The organism is Yersinia enterocolitica (genome assembly GCA_002082245.2).
Taxonomy (GTDB): domain Bacteria; phylum Pseudomonadota; class Gammaproteobacteria; order Enterobacterales; family Enterobacteriaceae; genus Yersinia; species Yersinia enterocolitica_E.
The window spans coordinates 4,591,121-4,614,555 of the sequence record NBTC02000002.1 but is presented as its reverse complement, the minus strand read 5'-3'; the positions used below and the strand labels follow the sequence as shown (position 1 = coordinate 4,614,555).

The window sequence follows — 23,435 nt, the reverse complement described above, 5'->3', positions numbered from 1 at the left end:
ACCATGGGTCATCGCAACACATTAAACACACGTTTATTGCCGTTATCTATTTTGGTCTCATCATTGATATCTGGTGGGGCAATTGCTGCGTCAACATCTACGTTTATACCCGGTGCAACTCTCGGTATGGGCAATGCTGGCAGCTTTTCCATACCCGCTAACACCCCGGTGGTTAACACCAAAGCCCCTGAAGATATCTTGCTGGAAAGCATCTTTCCTGAAAGCCCAAAAATCACACCAAAGATGATTGCCGAGGCTGAGTCGCAAATTACAACAATGCGACAGGATCACCAGCAGCAGATTAAGGATATTGAAACCAACATTGCTGCATTAGCACCGGCACAAAAAGAACAAGCGAACAAAGAACTAGACTCATTTAAAGGTGTATTTGAAAAAAATATCACGCAGTTAGAAGCCGTTGTTGCTTATGCAAAAGACGATACCGAAGACAACAAGAACAAACTCAATGCAGCAGCAGCAGATGCTTTTACAGCCTCGCTCAATAGCAAAGCACCGGGCCAGTTCACCGCTGAAGAAGCCAACTCACTGTTTACTGCGTCATTAACCAACGATAACTCAGCTATTTCGCCAGAACTTAAGCAAAAAGCCACGGCAGTTACACAGCGGCAACAAGCAAGCCAAAATACTCTGACTAAGGTACAAAACTACCTGACTCAAGGTGTGATTAGCCAGGAACAAAAGGAAAAACTGGCGGCTTATTTTGCCGATAAACAAGTTAAGTTCAACGAGCTGGCTGTTGCTGAACAGGCAGAGGAAGAAGCCAAAAAAACAAATACCAAGGCAAAAGCTGATGCTGCAGTCCTGAATGTTAAATCCGTTCTTCTTAAGACAAGTGTTGAAAACGCTGAGAAAGAAAAAATTCAAGCTGAAGATAACTTAAAACAACTTGATACTGAAAAAACCACGGCAATTAAAGCTGTCAATGCAGCCTGGGATGATAAGACACCAGATCTCGTCAACGAGCTACAAAAACTGATTGATGATACAAGCACGCCTGTGGACAAAAAAACTGAGGCTGAAGCCGCGCAAAAGGCCATCAAAAATGCAGCGGCAGCACAGCAGGTAGCTGATGACGCAACCAAGAAACATCAGTCTGCCGACGCTGATTTTAATAACATTGAGCTTAAGGTTACTGCTGCCAATAAGATTAAAACTGACGCTGCGGATAAGCTCGCCACCAGCGCCACAGAAATGAACAATGCGGCAGCAGCATTAGCTAATTTAGAGACAGTAACGACTACGACTATTGATATACCTGCATTTGAGCAAAAAATTGCCAGCACTGAGCAGCAAACCGTCGCTACCGGAACCTTTGCAGTCGATACCCAAGTATCAGGCGGCACACAAAATGTGGAAAAAGACGGCGAAATCATTAACAGCGTGATTAGCGAAGATGGCACCGTAACGTTGGCGCTTGGCGCGTTGGCAAATAGTACTGTTATCACCAAAGGCATTATGGAAAATAACGGTGGTACGGATAAAAATACCAATATTGGTGCAGAAGGTCAGTTGAGCCTTAAAGGGATAAGTGAGACTGAACGAGCCAAATCAGAAGGGGCTATTGTTGCCAAAGGCGGCCAGGTTACAGCGGGAGATTATTCTTTTGTCAGTGATATGGTCAGTGAAGGTGACATTACTGCCAAAGATAAAGCTGTTATTTCTAAAGCCATCATCAACGGTGGGAACTTAACCCTGCAAAGCCAAGCTATCGCAGCAGATACCACGCTGAATGGCGGTGTTTTCACCGTTGAAGCTGGTGCGGGAGCGATACGTACGACTATCAATGATGGCGAATTCGCGGTTAATGACAAGGCGAGTGCTTATAAAACCACACTTGAGAACGGTACCTTCACTTTGGCGAGCGGTGCCACAGCAGAGTATACGACGGTTAATGGCGGCAAGTTCATTGTTAACGATGGTGCCACGGCCGAGCATACCGAACTGAATAACAGTCATTTCGAGCTTGCTGGTAGCGCAAGCGCCCATTATACCACGGTTAATAACGGTGCAGAATTCACCGTTATTGGCGATGCGAAAGCTGACAACACCACGGTAAACGGCGGTATCTTGAAGCTTAAGTCGCGCATGCAAGCCAATAAGATATTGGTTGAAGACGGTTATGCGCTGATCTACAGTTCGCTGAAAGACGCGGAGTTAAATGGCGGTACCACCATTTTCACCCAAACTGCCGCAGTCGAAGGGACTATTGATGCCAACCAAGGCAGCTTCCTGAGCGTCCATGACGGTGCAGTAACCCAGAATGCAGACCTGAATTTAGCCGGTAACATGGTGCTGGTGGCCGAAGATGCACCTTATGTCAGGCTACACCCAACTTCCCGTGCGGCCTTTAGCGCCATGAATGGCAAACCCGCTAAATTCGCCTTTAAAGATGTCACGCTAGCGGGCGGCTCTATCGATATGAGCCAAACAAAAGCGCAACTGACCATGAACTCATTGGCAGGTAACGGTAGCTTTAACTTAGGTTCAGCCCTGCACAGCCATACCACGGCACCACTGAATGTAACGGGTGATGCCAATGGTGATTTCAACGTTCAGATCGATGCCAGCGGTGTTGCTCCGGCTAACCTGAATGTCGTTGATGTACAGGGTACCAATAACGCGCGCTTTGCACTGGCTAATGGCCCGGTAGATCTGGGTAACTATAAGCACAACCTAGTCAGTAATGGTCAAGGCGGCTTCAAACTGGTAGCCGATAAAGCAGCTCTGACACCAAGCACCGCTGGTGTGCTGGCTGTCGCCAATACCATGCCGGTTATCTTTAATGCTGAGTTAAGTTCAATTCAGAATCGTTTGGATAAGCAAAGTTCGTCAGCTAACGAAAGCGGTGTGTGGCTCACTTACCTGAACGACAGCTATAACGTGAAAGGCACAGCAGCCAACTTCAACCAGAAGTTGAATGGCATGACTTTAGGTGGCGATAAAGCCATTGATTTAGGTAATGCCGTATTCAGTATCGGTAGCTTCGCCAGCTACAGCAGCTCAAATATCAAATCTGATTACCAGAGCAGCGGCAGTGTGGAAAGCAACTCATTGGGTGCTTACGCGCAATATTTGGCTAACAGCGGTTATTACATTAATGGTGTGCTGAAAACTAACCAGTTTAAACAGAACCTCAGTGTGACTGCTAAAGGCGGCAGCGCCACCGGCAATACTAACTTCTCCGGTCTGGGTCTGGCCATGAAGGTAGGTAAACATATCAATATCAATGAGATGTATATCTCTCCTTATGTCGCGCTGAACACCTTTAGCTCCGGCAAGAGCCAGTACCAACTGTCTAACGGCATGGAAGCACAGAGCCAAGGCGCACGTTCTACCACTAGTACTTTGGGGATGAACACCGGTTATCGCTTTGTGTTGAATGGTGGTACTGAAATTAAGCCTTACGCTATCTTCTCAGTGGATCATGACCTGATGGCCAGCAACAAGGTGATGGTTAACAACGAAATGTTTGATAACAGCCTGAAAGGGACCCGAGCTAACGCAGGTGTGGGGGTCAATGTAAACCTGACCTCTAACCTGTCAATCGGTTCTGAAGTGAAAGTCTCTAAAGGTAAAAACATTGCGACCCCAATGACCATTAATATGGGCGTTGCTTACACCTTCTAAATAACACGTTAAGTTCTTCATGTAGCAATGAGAATGGTGTGTCAAAAAAGGGAGCCTGTTACGGCTCCCTTTCCTATATCTAGCTAACCTGACCCGCCAACAGCGAGTTAATGGCTGGTCGAGGGAATCACATTTCTCAGCCAACTGCCCCAGCGGCGCTGATAAAACGCCTGCGTATGGGTCATCAGATAGTGGCTTACCCCACGCTCTTTCTCATTAACCAGACAGAAATCGACCGGGCGATCATCCGGTGCATGGTCACTGGCCACATTGCCCGCTTCCTGAATTAGCTGGTCTATCTCTTCGGGCGAACCATCCACTTCTAACCCAATCAGTAAGTTAGCTTGCTCATCCACACTTTTATCATGCATCAATGCTAGAAAAGCACGCCGCACCGGTTTGCGCTGGCTGAACAGTTGGATCAACGCATCAACCATCGCCGCCGGATACTCTTCCGGCTGGCCCAACAAGATTTGGCTCTCTTTATCCACCATCATTTCAGCCGGTTGGGCTAAACCGCCATTTTCCAATAGCATCGCCACTTCTTGCGGCCAAAACTCTTTGCCATGTTCTGATTTCGGGTTCAGGAACAGATGTGCACCCTGTGTCATTTCAAATAACACTCGTACTGGCATAGCAACAAAAGGCTGCTTTTCGAGGTCAGTTTGCTCATCCTCAGCCTGGCTCAGCGCCTGTTGCAATACTTCTGGCGAACTGAAGAAAGGAATAACTGATTCACCATCCTGCTTTTCCCAATGCAGAATATTGACCCCATTGCCCGCAGTGAAGGTCATCTCGCTATCCTCACCGCCCGGTTCTGAGCCGGCCACCAGCACTAACACCGTGGCGTCCAGTAACGTGCGGAAAAAAGCAGTGCGATAAATTGACTCAGTTGCCGCCAATTTTAGCAACGACTCCAGACTCTGGTCCTCATCATGGTGGTGATCATGGTTATCATCGGCAGGTGGTTGTAGCAAACTCATCTTGTACTCCGAAAAACGTCAAGCAGATCGAACAAAGGGACGTAAATGCGCCCCATTAGTAGCTTACAAAGCCAAACGAAGGGGAAGCGCGCCGTTCGGGTCGTAGCGGCATGAGCCGCCGGAGTGCCCGTGGGTGTGCTAGCCCCTTCATTCACCAAACTTACTGTTTTGCTTTCGCCAACAACAAATTAGCAATGGTACGAACACCTAAACCTGTAGCACCGGCAGACCATTGTTCAACCGCACTTTTACGGTAAGTGGCAGAGCAGTCAATATGGAGCCAACCTTGTTGGTAGTTTTTCACAAAATGCGACAGGAATGCGGCGGCAGTACTGGCACCCGCACTGTAGGCAGCGCCCGCCACATTATTCAATTCAGCAAAGTTAGATGGCAACTGGCTGCGATGGAATTCCGCCAGCGGTAAACGCCAGAAAGGTTCATGTTCACTTTGCGCGCTGTTCAGCAGCGCTTGTGCCAGTTCATCATCAAAGCTGAACAGAGCATGGTAGTCGTTACCCAATGCCGTTTTGGCCGCACCGGTTAAAGTGGCAGCATCTATAATCAGCGGTGCGTTTTGTTCAGCGGCATCAATCAGGCCATCAGCCAGTACCAGACGCCCTTCAGCATCGGTATTCATGATTTCTACAGTTTTACCATTGCGGTAACGGATAATATCACCCAGTTTAAAGGCATTACCGCTAACCATATTGTCGGCACAACACAGATACAACTTCACACGCTGTTTCAAGCCACGCGCCGCCGCCAGGGCCAAGGCTCCCGTCACGGTGGCTGCACCGCCCATATCGGATTTCATCGAGTCCATGAACGCACTCTGCTTCAGGCTGTAACCGCCGGAATCAAATGTAATTCCTTTACCTACCAGACAGGCCATTACCGGCGCATCAGGATTACCGGTTGGGTTATAATCCAAGGCCAGCAATACCGGTGCACGATCAGATCCACGACCCACGGTATAGATCCCAGCATAACCCTGCTCGCGTAGATCTTCGCCTTTGGTAATACGGTAACTGACCGCATCGCACGAGACGGCACACATCAAATCAATGGCATTTTTAGCCAATTGCTCTGGACCTAAGTCTTCCGCCGGTGCGTTGATCGTGTCGCGCACCCAATCGATAATTTTTATGCGTTGTTTCAGTTCAGTTTTTTCGTTCTCTGGCAGTTCTGCCCACTCCACGCTGCGCTGACCTTTTGGCCCACGGAACCCTTGCCAAAATGCCCAACTTTGCTCCAACCCCCAGCCCTCGCCAGCCAGTTTTATGTGCTTAATTCCCTGCCCATCTATTTTGCGCGCAGCACGTTGAATCGCACCTAATTGACCGTTGTCCGTCAGGTGGATAGTCATCCCTTCAGCATCGGTACTCAACAGCGCTTTCTCGCCCCAACGGGCATCTGCCGGATTATGCGACAGGGATACTTGCATCAATTCTGTTGTCATTATTACCTCGTTATTATTTTTTGCTGTTATTCAGCTAGTTATACGCAGCCCTGTGTTGACTGCGGCGGACCCAATAATATTTCTTTGTATAAGGTATCAGATCAGGTACAAAAAAGGCCGCTTTCGCGACCCTACGATACTCACTCAAACTCATCCAACCACACTAATAGAATGGCCTCTAGCACTTTTTCATTCGATTTCTGCGGATCGTCGTCAAAATCTTCCAGAGAGCAAATCCATTGATGCATATCGGTAAAACGCACAGTTTTCGGATCGGTATCCGGGAATCTGTCGTAGAGTGCTTCACCGATTTCCCGAGTATCTTGCCACGTTAAGCCCATATCAATGCTCCCGCGCATGGTTAATGGTATAACGCGGGATCTCAACTACCAAGTCTTCGTCGGTCACTCTGGCTTGGCAGCTCAGGCGACTCTCCGGCTCCAGACCCCAGGCTTTATCCAACATATCATCTTCCAACTCACTGCTTTCTGGTAAGGAATCGAACCCTTCACGCACCACGCAGTGGCAGGTGGTGCAGGCACAGGATTTCTCACAGGCATGCTCAATATCGATCCCATTGCGCAAGGCAACGTCGAGTATCGTCTCACCTTGGGTTGCTTCCAGTACTGCACCATCCGGGCAAAGGTCTTTATGGGGCAGAAATACTATTTTGGGCATGATTAAACCTCATCCACTGAATGACCAGCCAACGCACGGCGAATGGAAGCATCCATCCGGCGCGCAGCAAAATCTTGCGTTTGCGCATCTAACGCTTTGATCGCAGCTTCGATTGCGTGTGGGTCGTTACCCTGCATCTGCTGCTGTAATAAGGCCATCGCCTGAGCGATAGCGGTACTTTCTTGCTCACTGAGTAATGCTGCATCTTCTGCCAATGCGCCTTGTAAACTCTCCAGCACACGGGATGCTTCGACCTGTTGTTCCGCTAACTTACGCGCACTGACATCACTTTGCGCATTCGCCATCGAATCTTTAATCATATTGGCAATTTCATCATCAGATAGTCCATAGGATGGCTTAACCTGAATCGATGCCTCAACACCGGTGGACTTCTCCATCGCGGTAACACTCAATAAACCGTCAGCATCTACCTGGAAAGTAACACGAATATGCGCACCACCTGCAGGGAGTGGCGGTAGGCCACGCAAGGTAAAGCGGGCTAATGAACGACAATCTTGCACCAATTCACGCTCGCCTTGCAGCACATGGATGTTCATCCCACTCTGCCCATCTTTAAAGGTGGTGAACTCCTGCGCGCGGGCCACTGGAATAGTGGTATTGCGCGGAATAACTTTTTCCACCAGGCCGCCCATGGTTTCCAGCCCCAATGAGAGCGGGATAACGTCAAGCAGCAGCATGTCACTATCGGGCTTATTACCCACTAAAATATCGGCCTGGATGGCGGCACCGATTGCCACAACTTTATCGGGATCAATCGAGGTTAGCGGCGTGCGGCCAAAGAATTGCCCGACTTGCTCACGCACCAGCGGCACACGGGTTGAACCACCAACCATCACCACTTCCAGCACCTCATCAGGAGTCACTGCGGCATCTTTCAACGCACGGCGACAAGACATTAATGTCCGTTTGATTAACGCTGCAATCAGCGATTCAAACTGCCCACGGGTTATTTGCCCCTGCCAGCCAGCAACAGAGACATCTACAACCTCGGCGTCACTCAACGCGATTTTAGCCGCGATCGCTGCATCAAGTAATTGCCGCTGAATACCATGATCATCACGGGAGTCAATACCTGCTCGTTCACGCAGCCAATCGGCTAATAGATGGTCAAAGTCATCGCCCCCCAGGGCAGAATCACCACCGGTTGCCAACACTTCGAACACACCACGGCTCAAACGCAAAATAGAGATATCAAAGGTGCCACCGCCAAGATCATAAACGGCAATCACCCCTTCCTGACCTGAATCCAGGCCATAGGCAATTGCCGCTGCGGTCGGCTCATTAAGCAGACGTAATACATGTAGCCCCGCCAGACGTGCCGCATCTTTGGTACCCTGACGCTGAGCGTCATCAAAATACGCCGGCACAGTGATCACGACACCATCCAGATCACCACTCAGTGCCGCTTGGGCACGTGCAGACAATACTTTAAGAATATCAGCAGACACCTGGATCGGATTCACCAACCCGCTGGCAGTCTGGATCATCGGCAAGCCATTTTCGCTGGGCTGGAATTGGTAAGGCAGATTAGGATAGCGCTGTACGATATCTGCCAAAGAGCGACCTATCATACGTTTAATTGAACTGATGGTATTGACTGGGTCCAATGCCGCCAAATTGCGGGCATTCCAACCAACATCAATACTATTTGCTTGATAATGAACCACTGAGGGCAAAAGATCCCGCTGTTGCTCATCAACCAGCGTTTGTGCTTTACCGCTACGCACGGTGGCGACCAATGAATTGGTCGTACCTAAGTCTATGCCTGCGGCCAGCCGACGTTGATGCGGCTGCGCAGTTAAACCAGGCTCACTAATTTGTAATAAGGCCATGTTGAGCTTCCATCAATCTATACTCGTCATACTTCAAGCTGCATATTCGTTGGCTACGTTCGTTACTCGGCCCATCCATAGGCCTCGCCTCTACGAGGCCGCTGCGAGCAGCGTTCAAATCTGCTCCCGGCAGATTTGTCACCGGAATCATTGACACCCGTCAATTCATCGGGACTCATTCACTTGCCGCCTTCCTGCAACTCGAATTATTTAGAGCATATAAAAACGTTAGTGACGCGCCCTAATAAGAAGTAGCTGGGCATTGCAGTCATCAATAAATTGAATTTTATTTATTCTTATCAATTAGATACAATTTCATTACCTTATCAGGCACTCAGGAAAAGTCATCAAACAGGCGCTCTTCAAGTTGTTCAACCTGCTGTTGTAACTTATCCAAAAAACGCAATTTACGCACAGTATCAGCCGCCAGTTCCCACTGTTGCTTATCCAGTTGCTCCACCATTTGCTGACTGCGCGTTTGTGTCATCAATGCTAAGCGGCTACCGAATGCAGCAAGCTGCGTTTCAGCATCGGGTTTGCGTTCAATCTCATCAAGCTCTTCACGCAGTTCCAACTGCTCTATCAGAAACGCAGTATCACGCATGGTGTGCTGTTCATTGCCTAAATCAAAACCCTGCAAAGATAACATATACTCGGCACGTTTTAACGGATGCTTGAGGGTTTGGTAAGCGTCATTGATGGTTGCGGCTTGTTGCAACGAGGCTAAACGCTCGCGTTCAGGCTGGTTAGCAAAACGGTCAGGGTGGAATTGACGTTGTAATTCCTGATAGCGGGTAGTGAGTTGGTTGCCGTCAACCAGATAGCGGGGCGGCAGCCCGAACAATGTGAAGTAATCCATAGCATGCTCTGGAATATAGTGATGACTTAGCAAATATTATACAGCCCTCTTGTTATGCAAGAGAGCTGTATGAAGCACAAGTGCCTGAGGTAGAAACAAAAACAGGAGTCAGACGTTAAAGCTTTCACCACATCCGCACTCACTTGAGACATTCGGATTGTTAAACTTAAAGCCTTCGTTCAGCCCTTCCTTGACGAAATCTAATTCGGTGCCATCAAGATAGACCATGCTTTTGCCGTCGATGATCACTTTCACACCTTTGTCTTCAAAAATGACGTCATCGTCGTTCATTTCATCAACAAATTCGAGTACATATGCCATACCAGAGCAGCCCGATGTCCTTACGCCCAAGCGCAGACCCAAGCCTTTACCACGGTGATTTAAAAAGGCACTGACCCGTTGTGCAGCACTGTCGCTGATTGATATCGACATACACCTTCCTCAACTCTGCTAACAATTGATAACCTATGTTACAACTACTTGGCAGTATGTTTGCTTTTGTAGTCGGCGATAGCTGCTTTAATGGCATCTTCTGCCAGAATCGAGCAGTGAATTTTGACTGGCGGTAACTCCAGTTCTTCAGCGATTTGAGTATTTTTGATCGCTTCAGCCTGATCGAGAGATTTGCCCTTCATCCATTCAGTTACCAGAGAGCTGGAAGCAATGGCTGAACCGCAACCATAAGTCTTGAAACGAGCATCTTCAATAATACCGGCTTCGTTGACTTTGATCTGCAATTTCATGACATCACCACAAGCGGGTGCGCCAACCATGCCACTACCAATAGTAGGGTCTGCGTTGTCGAATGAACCGACGTTGCGTGGATTTTCGTAATGATCGATTACTTTTTCGCTGTAAGCCATGTGATTACTCCTGAGTCTTAAAGTCTGGAATTAATGGTGAGACCATTCAATGCTGCTGATATCCACGCCCTGTTTGAACATATCCCATAACGGGGACAAATCACGCAGACGGCCAATAGATTTACGCACCAGTGCAATGGCGTAGTCTACCTCTTCTTGAGTGGTGAAACGCCCCAGAGAGAAACGAATTGAACTGTGAGCCAGTTCGTCGTTCATCCCCAACGCACGCAACACATAAGAAGGTTCCAGACTCGCGGAGGTACAGGCTGAACCTGATGAAACAGCCAGATCTTTCAGTGCCATGATCAGCGACTCACCTTCAACATAGTTGAAGCTAATGTTCAGAATGCCAGGTGCGCCATTCTCTAAATCGCCATTCAGGTAAACTTCTTCGATATCTTTCAAACCATTCCACAAACGCAGGCGCAGTGAGCGCAGACGCGCAGCTTCGCTTTCCATCTCTTCTTTGGCGATACGGTAAGCTTCACCCATACCGGCTATCTGATGGACTGGCAAGGTGCCTGAGCGCATACCACGCTCATGACCACCACCGTGCTGTTGTGCTTCGATGCGAATGCGTGGTTTACGGCGAACAAACAGCGCGCCAATGCCCATCGGACCATAAACTTTATGGGCTGAGAAGGACATCAAATCAACTTTCAGTTTGCTCAGATCAATCGGTAATTTACCAACACTTTGCGTTGCATCGACGTGGAAAATGATCCCGCGACTGCGGCACATTTCGCCGATTTCAGCGATATCCTGCACCACACCGATTTCATTATTCACGTGCATGATAGAGACCAAAATGGTGTCTTCACGCATGGCCGCTTCAAGCTGTTTCAGGTCGATAATACCGTTTGACTGTGGTGCCAGATAAGTCACGTCGAAGCCTTCACGCTCCAGTTGACGACAGGTATCCAGCACCGCTTTATGTTCGGTTTTACAGGTGATGATGTGCTTGCCTTTCTTTTGATAGAAATTAGCCGCACCTTTTATTGCGAGGTTATCAGACTCAGTTGCACCGGAGGTGAAGACAATCTCACGAGGGTCAGCACCTACCAGAGCAGCAATATCATTACGTGCAATATCAACGGCTTCTTCTGCCTGCCAACCGAACTTATGAGAACGCGAGGCGGGGTTACCGAAAATACCGTCCAGAGTCAGATACTGCATCATTTTTTCAGCGACACGAGGGTCTACCGGGGTGGTTGCTGCATAATCCAGATAGATCGGTGTCTTTATTTTTGATTCGGTCATTGCTCTTATGCTCCGTACATCACTTCCAAAACGTAAAATTCCGCAGATTCTGCTTATGCGCGCAGATTGACGTTAATCGTCTCTTGCGGTCGGCCATTAGCCGTACGGCGCGTATCGTTATTCTGACGATCCGCAACCTCTAGGATATCTTGGTTATTCACCAGCTCTGCCAGCGTAATATTGTTGAGGAAGCTGCTGATGCGCTCACTCAGATCACGCCACAAGGTGTGAGTCAGGCAACGATCACCGCCCTGACAGCCTTCTTTACCCTGACAACGGGTAGCATCGACAGATTCGTCTACGGCGGTGATTACTGCACCTACCGCGATTGCTGATGCATCTTTGCCCAGCAGGTAACCGCCACCTGGACCACGAACGCTGGCAACTAAGCCATTTTTGCGTAACCGTGAAAACAGTTGTTCCAAATAGGATAATGAGATCCCTTGGCGTTCAGAAATATCTGCCAGAGGAACTGGCCCGTCCTGGGAATGTAATGCCACATCAAGCATGGCGGTCACGGCATAACGGCCTTTGGATGTCAGTCTCATAGCTAAAATTACCTGTTGGTGAAAACAAGCCAGAATTCTGACATTCTTGACTGTTTTAGTCAACTATTTAACCTAGTAATTTACTCAAGTATTATTAACCTATTCCATTTTGAATAATATGGCAGGATTTTAATAATAACCAATTGATATAAAACCTTATTTTTTGTTATCTAACGCACTTTCACCCGCATCATGCTGTGGGTATTTATCCTGTTTTTCAATGGATGTCAGCATACCGCGCAAGATATTTAGCTCTTGAGCCTCTGGGCGTGCACGGGTAAACAGACGGCGCAATTTACTCATAATCTGGCCTGGATGTGCCTGTCGGATAAAACCAGTATGGGATAACACCTGCTCCAAATGCAGATAAAAGCGCTCCAGATCATCTACCAAAGGATAAGGAGCTTCCTCTTCTTCTATTACCGGTGCCGCAGCCGGCTGGCGATCAAGGAATGCTACCCGCACTTCATAGGCTAAAATTTGTACCGCCATCGCCAAATTTAATGAACTGTATTCGGGGTTTGCCGGGATCGCCACATGATAATGGCATTTCTGTAGTTCATCATTCGTCAGCCCTACCCGCTCGCGGCCAAATACCAATGCAACCGGAGCATGTTCTGCTTCGTGGGCGCTGCGCACACCACATTCACGCGGCTCTAACATTGGCCAAGGCAAGGTGCGTGAACGGGCACTGGTACCGACAACCAGACTACACCCAGCCAATGCTTCATCTAAAGTATCGACAATAGTAGCATTACCAATGACATCACTGGCGCCGGCAGATAGCGCAATCGCCTGCGAATCGGGTTTGACTAAAGGGTTAACCAGATACAAGTTGGTTAATCCCATGGTTTTCATGGCTCTGGCTGTTGAACCCATATTGCCGGTGTGCGAGGTTTCGACCAAAACGATACGAATATTGTGTAGCATACAAACTCTGAAGATAACGGGGAATCGCCATATCTTAACACAGACATATACCCAAGCTACTTCGAGTTGCAGGCAGGCGGCAACCGAGTGAGTCCCTGGGAGCTTAGATAACTAAGTGACCAGGGCAAATAAGGGCAGCCAACACCTCTGCATCTTGAAGGGTGACGGGTATAGGCATTTATCAGAACCCCTGCTATACTGCGCCCCGTTTCTCGTTCTTTAACATCCTAGTGGAAGATACCCATGCATCCGATGCTGACTATCGCCATACGCGCTGCGCGTAAGGCCGGTAACCTGATTGCCAAAAATTATGAAACCCCGGACGCTGTCGAAGCGAGCCAGAAAGGGACTAACGACTTTGTTACTAATGTAGACCGTGATGCAGAGCGCCTGATTGTCGAGGTCATCCGTAAATCTTACCCAAAACACACCATTATTGGTGAAGAGTGCGGTGAGTTGGTTGGTGAAGACGATGATGTACAATGGGTTATTGATCCACTGGATGGCACTACCAACTTCATCAAACGCCTCCCTCATTTCGCTGTTTCTATCGCTGTACGCATCAAAGGCCGTACCGAAGTGGCAGTCGTTTATGACCCAATGCGTAACGAATTGTTTACAGCCACCCGTGGTCAGGGCGCGCAATTAAACGGTTATCGTCTGCGCGGCACCAATGCTAAAGATTTAGACGGCACTATTCTGGCGACCGGCTTCCCATTCAAAGTAAAACAACATGCGCCAGCTTATCTGCGCGTGGTGGGTAAACTGTTTGAACAGTGTGCAGATTTTCGTCGCACCGGTTCAGCGGCGCTGGATCTGGCTTATGTGGCCGCTGGCCGTGTTGACGGTTTCTTTGAGATTGGTCTGAAGCCATGGGATTTTGCTGGTGGCGAACTGTTGGTACGTGAGTCTGGCGGTATCGTGACTGACTTTGCTGGCGGTCATAACCATTTCAGTTCTGGCAATATCGTAGCCGGTAATCCACGTATTGTTAAATCTATCGTTCAAGCGATGAGCGATGAGATTAGTGATGCATTGAAACGTTAATATCATATACCCGTCATCTTTCAAATTGCAGGTGTGTTGGCTGCTCTCGTTCACCCGAATCACTTACTCGAGTAAGCTCATCGGGGTTCTCTTGTTTGCCGCCTTCCTACACCTTGAAATCTATAGGGTATATACGCATCCAGCCATATAAAAAAAGCCAGTCGGCTAATCCTGACTGGCTTTTTTCATTGTTAACTTTAGCGGCCAAAGGGCCGTATGCCGCCGATAAACTCCGGCTGACTAGAAAGATAGAGCAGCACACCGGCAAACAGCAGAATAATCCCGCCGGTTAATGCCAGAGTAGACCACGCAATAGCCCCCCAGGCTACCGGTGCACGATTACGGCTTAAGTACACCGCCAGACGCCGCGCATAATGGACAAACAGCGCCAGTAGCGAAATGGTCAGGGATGTTCCGATTGCCATCGCTATCGCTGACAAAATCCCCCACCCGTAGACGCCGATCACTTTGGCAAATAACAGCACCATAATCGCGCCGGAACAGGGCCGCATCCCCATCGCCAGAACAATCGCCAGACGAGTGCGCCAGTCATCACCAGCTTGTAGCTCTTGAGCACTAGGGAGATGGCGATGCCCACAACCACAATGGTCACTATGAACATGGTTGGCAGGCAACGGTTGTATACGTTGGATGCTGACTTTTTGCGGTTTGAGCAGTTTAATCTGCTGATAAAGACGCTTTAAGGCCCGTAAACACAGCAAAACCCCCAGTGCGATAACCAGCAGAAAACTGCCCTTCTCCAACCAGAAACTGCTTTGATGCAAATACCGTGATGAGAGTTGTAAAACACCCAGCAGTAACGTTACCAACAAGATAGCCACACCACCTTGCAATAGTGAGGCGGCAAAAGTTAGCTTCAGACTCTCTTTTAATTGTGCCGGATGGGTCGCCAAATAAGTGACAATCACCACTTTGCCATGCCCCGGCCCCATTGCATGCAATACGCCATAAATCAGGCTAAACATCATCAATGTAAAACCGGTCTGATGGGGATTAGCTTTAACTTGTTGCAGTAATTGGGCCATCTGCTGATGCATGCTTTTCTGCCAAACGACTGTTTTGAAAAGCATCTCAGGCCAATAAAGCCATGCCAGCTGGGCTGCACCGGCTAAGATCAGTAAAAACAGTATTAGCGGCCATAAATTTATCAGCCAGTGCCGGGGGCGTGAAACTGCCGTGATACCTACTGACATTGTACGGTAACCCGCTGTGCAAACTGTTTTCCTAGTTCCATGTCTTCTCCTGGCGAATCACTTTTATCCAACGATAATGCATACGCTTGTAACGAAGCATTGGGATCTGGGGTAAATAAGGTTAACTGGCAACTTTTATCCATGTCAGTTGATAACCTTACCGCCTTGTTGCCCGCATAGGTCATGTCAACAAAATAGGTCGGGTCGTAAGTGGAGATGATGAAAGGCTTCCCCGCCAACGGTTGGGGTTCTGCCAGTGGCAAAATAAACTCTAAAACTGCCTGATGCCCCTTGCGGGATAAGTGATACTCTGTTGGTAAGTTTTTATATTTCACCGGTTTACCGTCACGATAAATATCGGTGAAATAATGCTGCCCCAGCACATTAGCCATCACTTCAGCCGCCAGTTTTTTCCAGATTTCAGAGTCACTTTTGGCATTTTCTGCATCATATAACAGATCGGCAGATGTGATTTCATCCATAGTCCATACCATTTTCATCCCCACCAGCATCTGTTTATCGCTAACGAAAGTGGCATCCATATCAATAAAACTGTGCGGATGGGCCTGCGCCAACTGGCTATAAACAAAAATCCCCCCCGCCAGCAGCAAAGCTATCAGTCGTTTAACCATCATATTGTTATAGTATAACATATCACACATTAATCAATCCTTAGATATTTTATGATGTGCCAAAAGTCATTGGTGTTACCGGCAGGCAGTCAGCTAACGACCCTATAGCTCAAGCACTGCGGGGAAAACTGTGATGTAAGTTATAAGTCGATGTAAAAGCCCAGAGCCCCACTAAACCGAATAGAATCTCTTTTGCTATGCTTAAGCCTGATAAACAACAACACATTCATCACGGAAGGTTATATGAGCTTGGACACTCCCTCTGTGCCCCAGTTATCCGATCAACCGCTATCCGGTCAACAACGACGCTGCCATATGGTGCTGATGCTATTCATGCCTGCACACAAGGTACAACTGGACACCATCAGCCAATTCAATGGCGTCGGGCTAGCGACTACCCGGCAAGATATAACCGAGGTTGCTAATGAAATCCAGCGTTTCTACCATTTGCAGCTTAGCGCCGATAGTGACGATAGTTGTCTGATTCACGGTAGCCATCTTGATAAAAGGCTGTGCCTAATTCATTGGCTACGGCGTGGGTTACGCTATTGCCCGCATTTCGTTGAGAACCAGTTTGCTCCCCACCTGTATCAGGCTTTGTCATGGGATAACACGGTGCTATCGCAGCATCTGCCACAGATAATCAGCCAATGTGAACCCCATCTCAGTCGACAGTTAAATGAAAAAGACCGTCAGTTTTTACAACTGTATTTGGCTTATTGTGCTTGGGAAAATCGACAGCAGGTGTTGCCGGAATTATCACCCACTCAGCAACAGTGGTTAGAATGCAAACCCGCACTGGCGGCGGCTGACAGCTTGTTTGATTCATTTAATCCGTTATTAGGTCATGCGCTGAATAGAGTTGAACGGGATATGCTGATTCTGATGCTAACGATGATTAAAGCACACAGCTATCACAGCACTCAATCAGCGGAAGATGCCCGTCTAATCAACGCCATTCACCAATTGATCACGCATTTTCAGCAACTTTCGGGGATGACACTCAGTAGCAATGAAGCACTTATCAGCCAACTTTTTGCCCATCTCGCTCCCGCAATTGAGCGCTGTTATTTCAATATCGGGATTGATAATTCTTTGTTGGAAGAAGTTATCCAAAAATACCCGCGGCTGTTACGAACCACGCGACAGGCGCTGGCTACTTTTGAACAGGAATATCAGATTCAATTTTCTGTCGACGAAGTCGGTCTGATTGCCATTAGCTTTGGTGCCTGGCTGATGCAGGAAAATGCATTACAGGAAAAGCAGATTTTACTGCTGACGCGGAATAACCCAGAATTGGAAGAGCAAGTGGAACAGCAGGTACGTGAGTTAACCTTACTGCCATTACATATTAAATATTTGCCCCACGACGTTTATCTGCAATCGGGTGCCCCGCCCGGTACTACTGTGGTGCTCACACCGTATGCCGTACGGCAACCTGAATCAACGCCCCCGCTGATTCAGGTACTACTACCGCTCACTGAGCAACAAAACAAGCAGTTACGCAGTGTGTTGGAGCTGCCTTAACTGGCAGACTCTGGCTGACTCGGCACTACCCGAGGGCGAATAAACAGTGCCGGGATCACAATCAATGCCATAACCCAGAACACCCCTCCCTGATAATGCTCAAACAGGAAACCGGAGATCACCGTCATGACCGCAATTCCCCCGCCCATCGCCAGTGCAGAATAAACTGACTGTAAACGGATCACATCCGGCCCACGTCGCGCGGCAATAAAACGCATGGCTGCCAAGTGGCAGACAGTAAACGAGCCACAATGTAAAATCTGAATCAAGATCAACCACGGCAATTCGGTGGTTGATGCCATTAAGCTCCAGCGCACTATCCCGGTGATCGCCGAAAGCAGTAATAAGCTGCGGGCAGTCCAGCGGCGAAATAGTACATTGCTAAATGCGAACACCAGAATCTCAGCGACCACGCCCAACGACCATAAATAACCAATGGTGGCGGCGGAATAACCAGCATCTTTCCAGTAAATAGAGCTAAAACTGTAATAACCGGCATGCGCACCTTGTAATAGGGTCACGCAGAGTAAAAAACGCCAGACCTGTGGCTCAGACAGTAATACTTTCCAGTGGGTGGCGACAACATTACGATGTTTAATCTCACCCTGCGGCATAATACTGGGTTTGAGGAGCGCCCCGAGTAACATGGCGGCGATACCGAAAGTCAGGCTATAGAGAATAGCCGTGTGGCCCCAAACAGAGACCAGCTTACCGGTCAATGCCGAACCGATAACAAAAGCCAGTGACCCCCACAGCCGGACCTTGCCGTAATCCATGGTTATCTGTTTCTGCCAGGTGGCTGCCAACGCATCGGTCAGTGGCACTAGTGGGCCAAAAAACAGGTTAAAACCCGCAATAACCACCATCAACCAGGCCCAACCATTACCAAACCAAAAACCCACCGCAAAGGCCAATGTCAGTAGTGCCAAAATTCGGATTGCTGTCACCAGATGAGAAGGATCTTTGACGCTGGGGGCAATGATCAGACTGCCAAGGAAACGGGAGATTAAACCGGCACCCAGCAAGATACCAATGGTTTCCGGTGGAATGCCTTCCCCTTGTAACCAGATGCCCCAAAAAGGCAGGAAAATGCCATAAGAAAAAAAATAGGTGAAATAGCTGAGCGACAGCCAACGTGTTGATTGCAATACCATGAATCCCTCCAGGCTCAGCCCGATACTGTGACAGAGGCCTCTTCCGCTGGCAACGTTGTAATTATGCAAACATACAGTTTGAGATGAGCTTCACATTTAAATAGGGTAATTTACAAAGTAACAACAGATTGCGCGGCCGCTATCGCATCGTTACATTCACGCTACAGATATCAATATCAGATATAAAAAAACCCGCATTCGCGGGTTTTCATTACAGCTTAACGATATCCAGCAATATTATGCGTAAACCGGTAAGCGGGCGCAGATAGCCAGTACTTTCTGTTTCACGCGCTCAATGGTTGCTTCATCGTTGATGTTATCCAACACATCACACATCCAGCCAGCCAGTTCGCGAGATTCCGCTTCTTTGAAGCCACGGCGGGTAATCGCTGGGCTACCGATACGCACGCCTGAAGTCACAAACGGACTTCTTGGATCATTAGGTACGCTGTTTTTGTTCACGGTAATATTCGCACGGCCCAAAGCGGCATCGGCGTCTTTACCGGTGATCTCTTTATCCACCAGATCCAACAGGAACAGGTGGTTCTCAGTACCACCAGAAACCACTTTATAGCCGCGCTCCTGGAACACTGACACCATCGCTTTGGCATTGTTAACTACTTGTTGCTGGTAAATTTTGAACTCAGGCTCCATGGCTTCTTTCAATGCTACCGCTTTACCGGCAATAACATGCATCAATGGGCCACCCTGGTTACCAGGGAAAACAGAAGAGTTCAGTTTCTTGTACAGATCTTCATCACCGCCTTTCGCCAAGATCAAACCGCCACGTGGGCCAGCCAATGTTTTGTGCGTGGTCGTGGTAACGACATGTGCATGTGGAACTGGGTTAGGATAAACGCCAGCAGCAACCAGACCTGCTACGTGAGCCATATCGACAAAGAACCATGCGTCGATGCTATCAGCGATTTCACGCATTTTTGCCCAATCAACGATACCGGAATAAGCGGAGAAGCCACCGATAATCATTTTTGGTTTATGAATTTCGGCCTGACGCGCCAGATCTTCATAATCAATCTGACCAGATTCATCGATACCGTAAGGTACGATATTGTACAGTTTACCGGAGAAGTTAACCGGTGAGCCGTGGGTCAGGTGGCCGCCATGGGCCAGGTTCATCCCCAATACAGTATCACCGGGTTGCAGCAATGCAGAGTAAACAGAGACGTTTGCCTGAGAACCGGAATGTGGCTGAACGTTAGCGTAATCGGCACCGAACAACGCCTTAGCACGGTCAATGGCCAGTTGCTCAACAACGTCAACATACTCACAGCCACCGTAGTAACGTTTGCCTGGATAACCTTCAGCATATTTATTCGTCAACTGAGAACCTTGCGCCTGCATAACACGCGGGCTGGTGTAGTTCTCAGAGGCAATCAGCTCAATGTGCTCTTCCTGGCGCACCACTTCTTGCTCCATTGCACGCCATAAATCTGCATCATAATCGGCAATGTTCATTTCACGCTTTAACATCCGGCTCTCCTGACTTAGCTAACAAGTTATACCTAGTGGGCTACCCGTTTGGGTTCTAGCCCACAGTGTAAACTGTTTCCCCCCCGGTAAGATAGGTCTTGACAGAGGTTTTTACGCAAACGATTGGCTTCAGACTGCGTAAGGCTTTGACCTGTTCAGACTTCATCCAGTGCAACGGAATTATCCTCATATTCATCATGTGATTTTTTCACATTCTGTGAGCTGACACGTCAAGGTAATCCCTTATAAGTGGAATCTGCATTTACAAATTAGGGTGCAATCTATAAGATGCATTTAAAATACATGTATTGATTTACACACTATAATACCCAAAGTAATTAGCGTGACAGCGAGGCTCGTAGATGGGCCGAGTAACAAAACCGCTGTGACGCCGAGTACCACGGGAATAAGGAGCACACCATGCTAGATAACCAAACCATCGCTACCGTTCAGTCCACCATTCCGTTACTTGCAGCCACCGGCCCCAAACTCACTGCACATTTTTATGATCGCATGTTTGAGCACAACCCTGAGCTGAAGCACATTTTCAATATGAGTAATCAGTTTAATGGCGATCAGCGTGAAGCTCTGTTTAATGCGATTTGCGCCTATGCAGCCAATATCGATAATTTGGCTGCACTACTGCCCGCTGTTGAGCGTATTGCTCAGAAACATACCAGCCTGAATATTCAACCTGAGCACTATGCCATTGTCGGCCATCATCTGATCAGCACTCTGGATGAGATGTTCTCCCCCGGCCAAGAAGTGTTAGATGCCTGGGGTAAGGCCTATGGTGTGTTGGCAGATGTTTTTATTCAGCGAGAAAGTCAGATTTATCAGCAGGGAGAGGCCAGCACCGGTGGCTGGCGGACCTTACGCCGTTTTCGTATCATTAAAAAAGAGATGCAGAGCGAGGTGATTTGCAGCTTTGTGTTAGCGCCGGAAGACGGTGGCCGGGTATTGGATTTCAAACCGGGGCAATATCTGGGGATTTATATTGAAGATGAACAACTTGAATATCAGGAAATCCGCCAATACTCCCTCACTGCGGCACCCAATGGCAAGACTTACCGTATTGCGGTGAAACGCGAAGAGCAAGGCACAGTTTCTAACTATTTACACCAGCAACTGCACGAAGGAGATAGTGTACGTATCGCTCCCCCTCGTGGCGATTTCTTTCTCGATATCTCACCAGAAACGCCTGTTGCATTGATTTCTGCCGGTGTCGGCCAGACGCCAATGTTAAGTATGCTCAATACCCTTCATGATAACCAACATGCAGCGCCGATACATTGGCTACATGCCGCTGAAAATGGCCGGGTACACGCGTTTGCCGATGAAGTCGCGACCCTTGCACAGAATATGCCGAATCTTAGCCGCCACGTGTGGTACCGCGAACCCACCGCTCAGGACCGTGCCGGTGATGATTATCACAGCCAAGGGCTGATGGATCTCAGTTCACATCAGTGGCTGGCGGCCGATCCCAATAGACATTATTATTTCTGTGGCCCGCTGGCATTTATGCAATATGCTGGCAGCCAGTTATTGGCGCAAGGGGTAGCATCCGCGCATATACATTATGAATGTTTCGGCCCACATAAAGTCATCTAACTATTGAATTTATCATCGAGAGGCTGCTCAGCCTCTCCTCTATTTCTGTTCTAAAAAAACCATCTGGTTATTACGTTTAAATTTGGTAGAACGTGATACAGATCTCATATATCCTACCTTAATATTGCCACGATGAGACATTCGGATGAATGTCTAGCTATCCATACAACTAAAATTAATAGTGTGGCTACAATTATCCCCTTACTATTTATTACTCGGTAATAGATTTTATTGCTGAGTGAAATAAGGCTGAATTGACCTACCATGAGTAAGAAATTCATAAAAAAAGAAGGGTTGGCATTGGTATCCATGGCGCGCTATTTAATTGGTGAGCGCCCCGGTAATCGACTTAAAACCATCGATGAATTATCAGAAGATTTCGGTATCTCAGTCGGTGTAGTTCAGCACGCATTAAAAGTACTGGAAGCTGATGGGGCGATCATCGTTGAGCGTCGAGGCCGTAATGGTACCTTGCTTATTGACCTGAATATGCCGCAGTTACTGCAACAGGCTGATTTAGGCAATATGGTATGCGCCATGCCACTGCCCTATACCAAGCTTTATGAAGGCTTGGCCAGCGGCTTAAGAGAACAATTCACCCTACTTCCGCTCTATTTTGCCCATATGCGCGGGGCCGAAGTACGTATCGAATGCCTGATAGATGGTGTCTACGATATGGCCGTCGTATCGCATCTGGCAGCGAAAAGTTATCTGAACGAAGGGAAAGTGTCACTGGCATTAAATCTGGGTAATGGCTCTTACGTGGACGGCCACCAGCTTATTTGCCGCCCTGGTGAGCAGCACAAAATTCGGCGGGTGGGATTGGACCCGCGCTCACCCGACCAATGTTTGCTGACTGACATTAAATTTGCTGGCCAACCCATTGAGCGGGTTGAATTACCTTATAGTGACTGTATCGCACATATTAACCGTGGTGATATTGATGCTGCTATCTGGAATCTGGCCGAAGATATTCCTCATGAACACTTGCAGGCGATCAAATTACAAGGTGATGAGCGATATATTCAGGCTTCGCAGGCGGTGATCCTCATCCGGCCAGATAACCATCCAATCAAATTATTACTGGAAAAAGGCATCAATGAGGCATTGTTGCTTAACCATCAGCGGGCAGTACAAAATGGCGAGATAGAGCCTCGCTATTAATATTATTTGCCTGGCTGCAAACTAAGCCATTTTCAGGAGGTCAACTCTTTGGAAATTTGTATTGATGCGCGTCTTAATATTCTGTGTCAATCAGGGGTTATCGATACCGACATTGGTCAAGGTTTAGACCAAGTTATCAACCGCTTAGAGAATTTTTGGCAACTACCGGTTAGGGGTGAGCAGGGCATGATGGCCATTACCCATATGGCGAATGCATTAATGCGCACCCGCCGGGGCGAAGAGATCCATGCCCTGGATCCGGCGATATTAGCGGAAATTACCCAAAGTGAAGAAATTTACTATATCCGTGAGATCAATCAGGATTTATTGGCCTATTTTTCACTAAAACCGACAGAAAACGAAATAGGATATTTACTCGCGAACCTTTACGGTCTATACCTTTCTAGTGACATACCTCCGCTGCGCTGAAATGAGCTTCGCGGATGTGTCGTTAAACAAACAACATCAGGGTCTTTTTTCACTAAATATTCAAAATAATAATAATTTAGCAAAA

Annotated in this window: 21 protein-coding genes; 6 read left to right on the top strand and 15 right to left on the bottom strand. The window is 48.1% G+C overall.

The features are described from left to right. Positions 1-3 precede the first annotated feature (3 nt). The gene (locus A6J66_022605; GenBank protein PNM26693.1) at positions 4-3,648 is read left to right on the top strand and encodes an autotransporter outer membrane beta-barrel domain-containing protein; all 3,645 of its coding nucleotides are present in this window, start codon (positions 4-6) and stop codon (positions 3,646-3,648) included. Positions 3,649-3,755: 107 nt separating this feature from the next. Here the strand turns inward: A6J66_022605 and A6J66_022600 are convergent, their stop codons facing one another. The 11 genes from A6J66_022600 to A6J66_022550 all read right to left on the bottom strand — a co-directional run bounded on the left by A6J66_022600 (position 3,756) and on the right by A6J66_022550 (position 13,081). Beyond that, the gene (locus A6J66_022600) at positions 3,756-4,631 is read right to left on the bottom strand and encodes an endopeptidase IV (GenBank protein ID PNM26692.1); all 876 of its coding nucleotides are present in this window, start codon (positions 4,629-4,631) and stop codon (positions 3,756-3,758) included. A 160-nt stretch (positions 4,632-4,791) separates the two neighbouring features. After that, on the bottom strand, positions 4,792-6,090 hold the full coding sequence (locus A6J66_022595; GenBank protein PNM26691.1) for an aminopeptidase PepB: 1,299 nt from the start codon (positions 6,088-6,090) through the stop codon (positions 4,792-4,794). A gap of 140 nt (positions 6,091-6,230) precedes the next feature. Continuing rightward, a complete protein-coding gene (locus A6J66_022590; protein ID PNM26690.1) occupies positions 6,231-6,431 on the bottom strand; it encodes a Fe-S cluster assembly protein IscX in 201 nt (66 codons plus the stop codon). A 1-nt stretch (position 6,432) separates the two neighbouring features. Then, entirely contained in the window at positions 6,433-6,768 is a 336-nt protein-coding gene (gene fdx / locus A6J66_022585) for an ISC system 2Fe-2S type ferredoxin (protein ID PNM26689.1), read from the bottom strand. Positions 6,769-6,770: 2 nt separating this feature from the next. Further along, positions 6,771-8,621, bottom strand: coding sequence for a Fe-S protein assembly chaperone HscA (gene hscA, locus A6J66_022580; protein ID PNM26688.1), 1,851 nt, complete (start codon positions 8,619-8,621; stop codon positions 6,771-6,773). Positions 8,622-8,955: 334 nt separating this feature from the next. Next, the gene (hscB, locus tag A6J66_022575) at positions 8,956-9,480 is read right to left on the bottom strand and encodes a co-chaperone HscB (protein PNM26687.1); all 525 of its coding nucleotides are present in this window, start codon (positions 9,478-9,480) and stop codon (positions 8,956-8,958) included. A 108-nt stretch (positions 9,481-9,588) separates the two neighbouring features. Then, entirely contained in the window at positions 9,589-9,912 is a 324-nt protein-coding gene (locus A6J66_022570; protein PNM26686.1) for an iron-sulfur cluster assembly protein IscA, read from the bottom strand. 44 nt (positions 9,913-9,956) lie between these two features. Continuing rightward, a complete protein-coding gene (locus A6J66_022565; protein PNM26685.1) occupies positions 9,957-10,343 on the bottom strand; it encodes a Fe-S cluster assembly scaffold IscU in 387 nt (128 codons plus the stop codon). Positions 10,344-10,373: 30 nt separating this feature from the next. Then, positions 10,374-11,588: an IscS subfamily cysteine desulfurase gene (locus A6J66_022560; GenBank protein ID PNM27130.1), complete on the bottom strand. Its 1,215-nt coding sequence runs from the start codon at positions 11,586-11,588 to the stop codon at positions 10,374-10,376. Positions 11,589-11,656: 68 nt separating this feature from the next. After that, the gene (locus A6J66_022555) at positions 11,657-12,151 is read right to left on the bottom strand and encodes a Fe-S cluster assembly transcriptional regulator IscR (protein ID PNM26684.1); all 495 of its coding nucleotides are present in this window, start codon (positions 12,149-12,151) and stop codon (positions 11,657-11,659) included. Positions 12,152-12,307: 156 nt separating this feature from the next. After that, entirely contained in the window at positions 12,308-13,081 is a 774-nt protein-coding gene (locus tag A6J66_022550) for a tRNA (cytosine(32)/uridine(32)-2'-O)-methyltransferase TrmJ (protein ID PNM26683.1), read from the bottom strand. Between the two features lie 243 nt (positions 13,082-13,324). Here A6J66_022550 and A6J66_022545 point away from each other — a divergent pair, with 243 nt between their 5' ends. Next, on the top strand, positions 13,325-14,128 hold the full coding sequence (locus A6J66_022545) for an inositol-1-monophosphatase (protein ID PNM26682.1): 804 nt from the start codon (positions 13,325-13,327) through the stop codon (positions 14,126-14,128). Positions 14,129-14,325: 197 nt separating this feature from the next. On the opposite strand, the gene A6J66_022540 is transcribed toward A6J66_022545, so the two are convergent. Continuing rightward, on the bottom strand, positions 14,326-15,342 hold the full coding sequence (locus A6J66_022540) for a nickel transporter (GenBank protein PNM26681.1): 1,017 nt from the start codon (positions 15,340-15,342) through the stop codon (positions 14,326-14,328). Beyond that, positions 15,333-16,004 (bottom strand): DUF1007 domain-containing protein, encoded by a 672-nt coding sequence (locus A6J66_022535; protein ID PNM26680.1) that lies wholly within the window; start codon positions 16,002-16,004, stop codon positions 15,333-15,335. The genes A6J66_022540 and A6J66_022535 overlap by 10 nt, the downstream gene beginning before the upstream one ends. A gap of 213 nt (positions 16,005-16,217) precedes the next feature. Between A6J66_022535 and A6J66_022530 the strand changes: the two genes are divergently transcribed. Continuing rightward, on the top strand, positions 16,218-17,501 hold the full coding sequence (locus A6J66_022530) for a PRD domain-containing protein (GenBank protein PNM26679.1): 1,284 nt from the start codon (positions 16,218-16,220) through the stop codon (positions 17,499-17,501). Here A6J66_022530 and A6J66_022525 read toward each other — a convergent pair. Together A6J66_022525 and A6J66_022520 are read right to left on the bottom strand one after the other, a co-directional pair. After that, complete coding sequence (locus A6J66_022525) at positions 17,498-18,655, bottom strand: 3-phenylpropionate MFS transporter (GenBank protein ID PNM26678.1); 1,158 nt, start codon at positions 18,653-18,655, stop codon at positions 17,498-17,500. The two genes, A6J66_022530 and A6J66_022525, sit on opposite strands and share 4 nt — an antisense overlap. 237 nt (positions 18,656-18,892) lie before the next feature. Further along, entirely contained in the window at positions 18,893-20,146 is a 1,254-nt protein-coding gene (locus A6J66_022520; protein ID PNM26677.1) for a serine hydroxymethyltransferase, read from the bottom strand. Positions 20,147-20,566: 420 nt separating this feature from the next. On the opposite strand from A6J66_022520, the gene A6J66_022515 reads away from it, so the two are divergent. The 3 genes from A6J66_022515 (at position 20,567) to A6J66_022505 (ending at position 23,350) form a co-directional block, all read left to right on the top strand. Next, a complete protein-coding gene (locus A6J66_022515; GenBank protein PNM26676.1) occupies positions 20,567-21,757 on the top strand; it encodes an NO-inducible flavohemoprotein in 1,191 nt (396 codons plus the stop codon). A 264-nt stretch (positions 21,758-22,021) separates the two neighbouring features. After that, the gene (locus A6J66_022510; GenBank protein ID PNM26675.1) at positions 22,022-22,921 is read left to right on the top strand and encodes a hypothetical protein; all 900 of its coding nucleotides are present in this window, start codon (positions 22,022-22,024) and stop codon (positions 22,919-22,921) included. A gap of 48 nt (positions 22,922-22,969) precedes the next feature. Beyond that, positions 22,970-23,350, top strand: coding sequence for a PRD domain-containing protein (locus A6J66_022505; GenBank protein PNM26674.1), 381 nt, complete (start codon positions 22,970-22,972; stop codon positions 23,348-23,350). The last annotated feature ends 85 nt before the right edge of the window (positions 23,351-23,435 follow it).

What these genes read in the sequence shown, in the direction of transcription:
- A6J66_022605 (PNM26693.1), top strand. Translation starts at nt 4, where the DNA reads ATGGGTCATCGCAACACATTAAACACACGTTTATTGCCGTTATCTATT.
- A6J66_022600 (PNM26692.1), bottom strand. Translation starts at nt 4,631, where the DNA reads ATGAGTTTGCTACAACCACCTGCCGATGATAACCATGATCACCACCAT.
- A6J66_022595 (PNM26691.1), bottom strand. Translation starts at nt 6,090, where the DNA reads ATGACAACAGAATTGATGCAAGTATCCCTGTCGCATAATCCGGCAGAT.
- A6J66_022590 (PNM26690.1), bottom strand. Translation starts at nt 6,431, where the DNA reads ATGGGCTTAACGTGGCAAGATACTCGGGAAATCGGTGAAGCACTCTAC.
- fdx (PNM26689.1), bottom strand. Translation starts at nt 6,768, where the DNA reads ATGCCCAAAATAGTATTTCTGCCCCATAAAGACCTTTGCCCGGATGGT.
- hscA (PNM26688.1), bottom strand. Translation starts at nt 8,621, where the DNA reads ATGGCCTTATTACAAATTAGTGAGCCTGGTTTAACTGCGCAGCCGCAT.
- hscB (PNM26687.1), bottom strand. Translation starts at nt 9,480, where the DNA reads ATGGATTACTTCACATTGTTCGGGCTGCCGCCCCGCTATCTGGTTGAC.
- A6J66_022570 (PNM26686.1), bottom strand. Translation starts at nt 9,912, where the DNA reads ATGTCGATATCAATCAGCGACAGTGCTGCACAACGGGTCAGTGCCTTT.
- A6J66_022565 (PNM26685.1), bottom strand. Translation starts at nt 10,343, where the DNA reads ATGGCTTACAGCGAAAAAGTAATCGATCATTACGAAAATCCACGCAAC.
- A6J66_022555 (PNM26684.1), bottom strand. Translation starts at nt 12,151, where the DNA reads ATGAGACTGACATCCAAAGGCCGTTATGCCGTGACCGCCATGCTTGAT.
- A6J66_022550 (PNM26683.1), bottom strand. Translation starts at nt 13,081, where the DNA reads ATGCTACACAATATTCGTATCGTTTTGGTCGAAACCTCGCACACCGGC.
- A6J66_022545 (PNM26682.1), top strand. Translation starts at nt 13,325, where the DNA reads ATGCATCCGATGCTGACTATCGCCATACGCGCTGCGCGTAAGGCCGGT.
- A6J66_022540 (PNM26681.1), bottom strand. Translation starts at nt 15,342, where the DNA reads ATGTCAGTAGGTATCACGGCAGTTTCACGCCCCCGGCACTGGCTGATA.
- A6J66_022535 (PNM26680.1), bottom strand. Translation starts at nt 16,004, where the DNA reads ATGTGTGATATGTTATACTATAACAATATGATGGTTAAACGACTGATA.
- A6J66_022530 (PNM26679.1), top strand. Translation starts at nt 16,218, where the DNA reads ATGAGCTTGGACACTCCCTCTGTGCCCCAGTTATCCGATCAACCGCTA.
- A6J66_022525 (PNM26678.1), bottom strand. Translation starts at nt 18,655, where the DNA reads ATGGTATTGCAATCAACACGTTGGCTGTCGCTCAGCTATTTCACCTAT.
- A6J66_022520 (PNM26677.1), bottom strand. Translation starts at nt 20,146, where the DNA reads ATGTTAAAGCGTGAAATGAACATTGCCGATTATGATGCAGATTTATGG.
- A6J66_022515 (PNM26676.1), top strand. Translation starts at nt 20,567, where the DNA reads ATGCTAGATAACCAAACCATCGCTACCGTTCAGTCCACCATTCCGTTA.
- A6J66_022510 (PNM26675.1), top strand. Translation starts at nt 22,022, where the DNA reads ATGAGTAAGAAATTCATAAAAAAAGAAGGGTTGGCATTGGTATCCATG.